Raw genomic sequence first — 6,628 nt, 5'->3', positions numbered from 1 at the left:
GACACCCAACCGGAAGATTCCAGATCAAACCGGCCCTGATCGCGGGGGAAGGTCAGTGGCAGAGAGCCCAAACCAGAAGTGTTGATTTTACGCTGCGTGCGCTCGCAGCGTCGAATTTTCTGCGCAGGCGCAAAAAACCGTGATGCAGTGCTGTGCGGTTTCCGGCCATTCGTGCATGGCGCAGAGATTCTGAAACGGCGAATTCACAGGTCGCGGGACGGGCCCTACTATTGCGGTCGTAGCCATTGTTCATGCAGGGTTTTCTCGCGCTCGCGGCAGGCCCTTTGCTGCGGCTCAGCCCGTTTCGCCAGAGCGGTCATTGAGCCCATCCAAAGTGCCTCGATCTCATGGCGACCTTTTTCTGCGATCCGTCGGGCCTGCAAAGACGCGGACCAATCTAACTTTTCCGTTCGCGGCTATCGCTAATGCAGCAATCGCTCGAAGCTGCGGCGAGCTTTGTTGCCGCGATGCAGCCAGTGCGTCGAAGCGGTTATTGAACCCAGACATCTATTTTAGAGTCCATACAGAACTTTTGCTGAGTGATGATTGGAGCGAAAATAGCGGGCTGGCCAGCCCGCTATCGCGGCGAGTGCAAGACCAAATGGCAACGAAATTTCCGCGTTTGTGGTGACGAAAACCCGGCAACACAGCGATACTCCCTGGCCCAACTATTCGCGGAAGGCAGAGTGGGTTGAAACTGACCAATCAGCTCCCTGCGGTCGAATTCAATAATCCAAACGCGGAGACTGCGGCCAATTGATGGATCCATAGTCGTGAACTCTCCGCAACGATTGGCGTTCTGAAATATGACCAATAGAATGGTTCTATGCCGTGCTAGAGCACCTGACAAACCGATTCAAACTTGAAACGCGGACCGCGTGGGTAGTGACGGCTTGGGTCCGCGTAGCCGAGCGTGCAGAGAAAGTTCGACTTTACGTGAGTCCCCGCGAAGAACTCCTGGTCGATGTAAACATTGTCAAACCCAGACATTGGCCCGCAGTCCAATCCTGCCGCCCGCGCTGCCATGATGAAATACGCTCCTTGCAGCGTCGAATTGCGCAAAGCCGTCATTTGCGCCGCTATTTCGCTGTTCTCGAATATCTTTTTGTTTTCGGGTGCAGGCGGGTACATCGTGGGGAGGTAGTGATAGAACTCCATGTCCATTCCGATGATCGCGACAACCGGCGCCGATCTGACCCGCTTGATATTGCCGTCCACCAAGGCTGGCATGATGCGTTCCTTGGCTTCGGGTGTTGTAACGAATGCGATCCTCGCCGGGCAGCCGTTCATCGAGGTCGGCCCCCATTTCATCAGTTCGTAGATCTCCGTCAGCAGCTGGGGGTCGACCGGTTTATTCAGAAAGAGGTTCGCTGTTCGAGCATCGGTAAAGAGCCTCTTGCGTGCGTTTTCGTCTATGGCGAAGTCCATGGATCAGAACCTTTGTCTTGTGATTTCGGTGAGCCCCGGAAAGGCGACGAGCAGCGCGATGATTGCGATCATGCCGATCACATAGGGAAACGCGCCTTTAAAGATTTCGGCCAGAGTGACATTGGTGTTTCCAAGCGCTGCCTTAACCACGTACACCGTTAAACCGAGCGGGGGTGTCAGCAATCCGACCTCAACAGCGACCACGGTCACGATGCCGAACCAGATCAGGTCGGTGTTGAATGCCACCATTGTCGGCAAAATTAGCGGCAAAGTGATCAGCATGATCGATACGCTGTCCAGCACCATGCCCATCACGAGTACGATGAGCAGGTAGATCAGCAGAATCCCATAGAAGCCGAACTCGGCGCTGAGGATGATGTCGATGACCGAATTTGGCATGCCGCTCAGGGCGATCATTCGCGTGTACATATTCGCGCCGACGATGAGGAAGAGGATCGAGACCGAAACATGGCCCGTGTCCATCAGGATCTTCCAAAATTTTCTGAATGTGAGCAATTCCGGTTCGAAGAGGGTTTTCACGCAGACGATGATCAGCGAAAGGAAGGCGCCAACGGCCCCCGCCTCGGTGGGCGTGAAAATACCGCCGTAAATGCCACCGATGACCGCCAGTATCAGGACACTGATGGGTGCTGCCTTAAGAAAGGCCGAGCGCGCGGTTTCGGTATGCGGCGGATGGCGGGTCCAGTATTTGGGCAGATGGCTTGTGTCGGGTTTATGCAGCTTGCCCACGAATTGCGGCGTGAACTTCGCCATGCCGATGATCATCAGACAGAAGAGACCGGACAGCAGAATGCCCGGAAAGATTGCCGCGTTGAAAAGCGCTCCGACCGACACTTCAGCGACGATGCCATAGACGATCAACAGGAGCGATGGGGGGATCAGCATCCCCAGCACGGACGAACCCGCAACAGTGCCCACGGCAAATCGCGCGGTATATCCATATTCCAGCATCGGCGGCACCGAGACGCGGGTGAAGACGACCGCCGAGGCGATCGATACCCCTGTGACCGCCGCGAAGACCGCATTTGCGATAACCGTCGCCACGCCCAGGCCCCCCAAAACCTTCTGAAGCGCCCATTGGCAGACCTCGAATGTATCGCGGCCGATGTTGCCGACATTCACCAGCATGCCCATCAACACAAAGAGCGGCACAACCCCGTAAAGCTGGTCCTGGATCGCGCCGGATGCGGCGATCTTCAGCAGGTTGACCGCGCTCTCGAAATCGCCGCGCAGAAACCATGCGCCAATGAACGATAGCAGGATCATTACGATCGAAATCTGCATTCCGACAAGGATCAGGAACAGCATCGCAGCGACCAGCACCGCTGCTATCCAAACACCGCTGGCATCAACATCCAGAAGCGAGAAGCCAACAGCAGAGACAATGACCAGCCCAGCAATGGCAAACCAACCCTTGGGCCTGCCTTTTCGTGCATCGAAATGATCGGGCTCGTCGACGATCGCTTTTCGAACGTAATCGCCCACCTGAATGAGAAACTCGAATGCCGCCAGGATTGCACAAAGCGCCATGACGGCGCGAAACGGCCAAACGTAGATAATTATTTCGCCCTGCTGGCCAAAATAATCATCGTATTCATAGGCCTCCAAAGCGTCCGGGATCAGCCCGTAAGCCAATAGCGCCATCACACCGGCGCCGGCCAGATGGAAAAGCGCGTTGAAAATCGAGCCGCTGAACGGAAATCGGATCATCAGAAAGTCGATGATGACATCGGCACGCGTCAGCCTACGCGACCGAATTGCTGCGGTGATCTGCAAAAAAACAATCGCGGCGATGGAGTGGCCCACAAACTCGGGCACGCGCGGCAGCGGCGCGTTGTAAAGCCAGCGCATCGCGACATCTGCACAGATCAGCAACATCAGGGCTGTCGTCCAGAGCGCGCCAATCACGTTTAATCCGCGCCCGAAAGAGCCCAGCATGTGAACCGGCGGCGGACCTTTCCACCAGAGGTTCGGAGAAAACGCCGACGGGTAAGTTTGCGGCGCTATGCCCAGCACCGCAAATGTCTGTTTCAGAACGGGTCGCAACTCAGCCGCCCCAAACGCGCGGAGAGGCGTAGCCCAGCTCTTCCATGCCCGATAGATAGGCGCTCAGGACATCGCCCGCGCCAGGACCGGAATTATCACGCCAATCCGCGGCAAGATCGGGCAGCGCGTCGATCCATTTTTGCCGCTCTTCATCAGGCAGAGTCGTGATGGTTGCGCCTGCCTCGGCCATCATGCCCTCAAATTTGTCGGCGACGCTCATTAGAATGCCAGCATGTCGGGCAGAGTATTCAGCACCCAGGCCACGCAATATGCCCTGCACGTCTTCCGGCAATTTCCGCCAGACACGCTTGTTCGCTGCAAGACCGCCGGTCATCTGCGCGCCTATGCCAACCTTGGTGATATATGGCGCAACTTCAAAGAGCTTGAACGGGAATGCGCCCGAAAAGGCGATCAAAACACCATCGGCAACGCCGGTTTTCAGCATGTTATAGAAATTTGGTAGACCGGCGTTGACCGGTACTGCACCTGTGCCCTTGAGCCAGTTGCCTACCGTGCCCGCGGCAATGATCTTTTTGCCGTCAAGACCGGCGAAGTCATCCAGCGGTTCCTTGGTCAACAGGTGATAGGTCTCGATCCCTGACGCGCCGAGAAAGACTGATTTCTGGCGGTCCCAGGCGTCACTTAGCGCCGGCATCTCGCCATGGAGGCGGTTCACCAGCCCCAGCATCGCGGGCAGATCGTCGGAAACGAACGGTGTATAGAACGAGATGTTCTGGAGCGGCATTTTGCTTTCTTCCCAAAGCGTGCCGACCCAACCGAGATCCGTGATGCCGTCGCCGACGGCCTCCAAAGTCTTGTCGAACTTGTAAAGCGACCCACCGTAGCTTTCGGTCCAGTCGATACGAGTTTCAGAACCGGCCGCTTCCAGGCGCGCGTTGCTCTCCGGCACAACAAGGTCTTTCATGGTGCCGACCCAGGGCAATGTTGCTGGGTGGCTTGAGGCAATCGTCAGTCGGATTTTGTTTGCGGCCAATGCCTTTGAGGCCGAGGTCAGTGCAACCGCGCTGGCCGCCGCGCCAAGTCCAAATTGTCTGCGGTTCATCTTCATCTTATCCTCCCTGTTTTGCGTTCGGTCTGCTCAGCGCGCAGGCGGCAGCCCGTGGAACGCCTTTTCGATCAACCTGCGGACCAGCGGGCGTTCCAGTTTTCTTGGGTTCCAGTACGGATTGGCCATCGCCAGATCCGCGGCGTGGTCGATGCCGTCCTCGGGCATTCCCAACTCTATTAATGTCGTTGGGGCGCCAAGGGATTTCGCGAATTCATGAAGGCCAAGCCCCGGCATCTCGTGTCCAAGCGCGTCGGCGATCGGCGCCAAGAGTTCCGGGACTTCGGCAGCGTTAAAGGCCACCGCGTGCGGCAGGATCACTGTGTGAGTGTCCGCGTGTGGCAAATCAAACGCACCGCCCAACGTGTGGCAAAGCTTGTGGTGGAGCGCCATGCCAACCGTGCCCAGGACCGAACCGCAAAGCCATGTGCCGTAAAGCGCATTGCCGCGCGCCTCCATGTCGCTCGGGTTTTCGACGATCTTTGGCAAGGCATCGACGAGCGCTCGAATACCGTCAGAAGCCATTAATGTGGAAACAGGATTGCGGTCCTTTGCGTAGAGTGCTTCCGCCGCATGCGCGATGGCGTTGAGCCCGCTGGTCACGCTCATACCAACCGGCAAACCAACAGTCAGATCTGGATCGTAGAGCACCACTTCCGGCAGCGCACGTGGGCTGCTAAGCGTCGTTTTCGTTCCACCTTCGGTCTGGCCAAGAATTGGCGTGACTTCTGAACCGGCATAGGAAGTGGGGATAACAATCTGCGGCAGATCGGTGCGATATGCGATGGCCTTGCCCAGGCCGGTGGTCGATCCGCCACCAAGTGACACGACACAATCCGCATCTGCCTCTTCAAGGACGACCATAGCCTGTTCTGTGACATCGGTGGGCGTATGCATCGTTGCATTGGCGAAGACGCCGGTACTCAGACCACCGAGATCTTCTGCAAGCGATTCCGCATCGGGCTTCTGAAACGGCGTGGCCAAAACCAAGGCGCGCTTGCAGCCAAGATCGTCCATCATTTCACGCACGCGTCCGCGCGATCCGCTGCCGAAGACAATTTTCGCAGGGCTTCCGGTATATTCGAATGCAAGAGTCATCGGCGATTTAGCTTCCTTTGGCCGGGTTCAGGATGAAATCCGTTTCGACCTCCCAGAACGGGTTGGGCATGCCCAGGTCTTTGGCGCGCTGTGGATCGTCCACGTGATTGAACTTGTTGATCAGGCTCGCGCGAACGCCGAATACGGGATCGGTGCTCAGGTTCGCGTCGTCGCCGTCAAAAATATGCGTCGTGACAAGATCATAACCTTCCTTGCCGATGATGTAGTGAAGATGCGCCGGACGTACGTCCGACCGCCCGAGGCCAGTGAGCATCTGGCCGACCGGGCCATCATTCGGGATACCGTAATAGGCGGGTTTGATCGCCTTGTACCAATACTTGCCGTCCGGTCCCGTGGTGAAAATCCCGCGCAAATTATGCTCGGGCTGAACGTCAGGTTGCTGATTGTCGTAAAAGCCGTCATGGCTGGCTTGCCATGCGTCGATCATCGCACCATCGACCGGGTCGCCGTTTGTGTCCAGCACCCGGCCATGGACGAACATCGGTTCGCCCTTGCCATCATCGGATATGCTGTCGCCCATTTCGCGATGAGGAACCCCCTGCACGTGAAACGGACCCAGTACTGTGTTCTCGGTCGCACCTGTTGCGCGCCGATTGTTGATTTCATCAACCAGCATGGAGATGCCGAGCACGTCCGATAACAAGATCCATTCCTGGCGCTTGTCATCACAGATCTGCCCGGTGGCGGTCAGAAAGCCGATGGCCTGTTCCCATTCGGCCATCGTTGGCTCGGTTTCCTTGATGACGGCGTGAAGGTGCAAAATGACCGATGTCATCACTTCTTTCAGCCGCTCGTTTGGGGCATCTTTCATACGGTCGATAACCGTACTCGCGGAGTTTTCTTCCGAAAAATAGGCTATTTCGTTGATGTCCTGCATGATCTCCAACCCCTTTGCGACGTTCACGGTTTCACAAAGATTGGCTCAAGGAGGCCCATGCAGTAAATTGA

At 56.8% G+C, this 6,628-nt stretch carries 5 protein-coding genes; all 5 read right to left on the bottom strand.

Annotated features, from left to right (window positions below):
• Window positions 1-834 precede the first annotated feature (834 nt).
• The 5 genes from GOX53_RS25115 to GOX53_RS25095 are packed head-to-tail and all read right to left on the bottom strand — an operon-like array spanning window position 835 to window position 6,557.
• Window positions 835-1,428 carry a malonic semialdehyde reductase gene (locus tag GOX53_RS25115; protein WP_171181276.1) on the bottom strand — a complete coding sequence of 198 codons (594 nt, stop codon included), beginning with the start codon at window positions 1,426-1,428 and terminating at the stop codon, window positions 835-837.
• 3 nt (window positions 1,429-1,431) lie between these two features.
• On the bottom strand, window positions 1,432-3,495 hold the full coding sequence (locus tag GOX53_RS25110) for a TRAP transporter large permease subunit (protein ID WP_171181274.1): 2,064 nt from the start codon (window positions 3,493-3,495) through the stop codon (window positions 1,432-1,434).
• A gap of 1 nt (window position 3,496) precedes the next feature.
• Window positions 3,497-4,558 (bottom strand): C4-dicarboxylate TRAP transporter substrate-binding protein, encoded by a 1,062-nt coding sequence (locus GOX53_RS25105; RefSeq protein WP_171181272.1) that lies wholly within the window; start codon window positions 4,556-4,558, stop codon window positions 3,497-3,499.
• A gap of 36 nt (window positions 4,559-4,594) precedes the next feature.
• Window positions 4,595-5,659: a maleylacetate reductase gene (locus GOX53_RS25100; protein WP_171181271.1), complete on the bottom strand. Its 1,065-nt coding sequence runs from the start codon at window positions 5,657-5,659 to the stop codon at window positions 4,595-4,597.
• A 7-nt stretch (window positions 5,660-5,666) separates the two neighbouring features.
• Complete coding sequence (locus GOX53_RS25095; protein ID WP_171181269.1) at window positions 5,667-6,557, bottom strand: dioxygenase; 891 nt, start codon at window positions 6,555-6,557, stop codon at window positions 5,667-5,669.
• Between the last annotated feature and the right edge of the window lie 71 nt (window positions 6,558-6,628).

The sequence above is a fragment of the Ruegeria sp. HKCCD8929 genome, from assembly GCF_013031405.1.
GTDB lineage: Bacteria > Pseudomonadota > Alphaproteobacteria > Rhodobacterales > Rhodobacteraceae > Ruegeria.
Note: the sequence above shows the minus strand (reverse complement) of the source record. Positions and strands in the feature narration are given on the sequence as shown.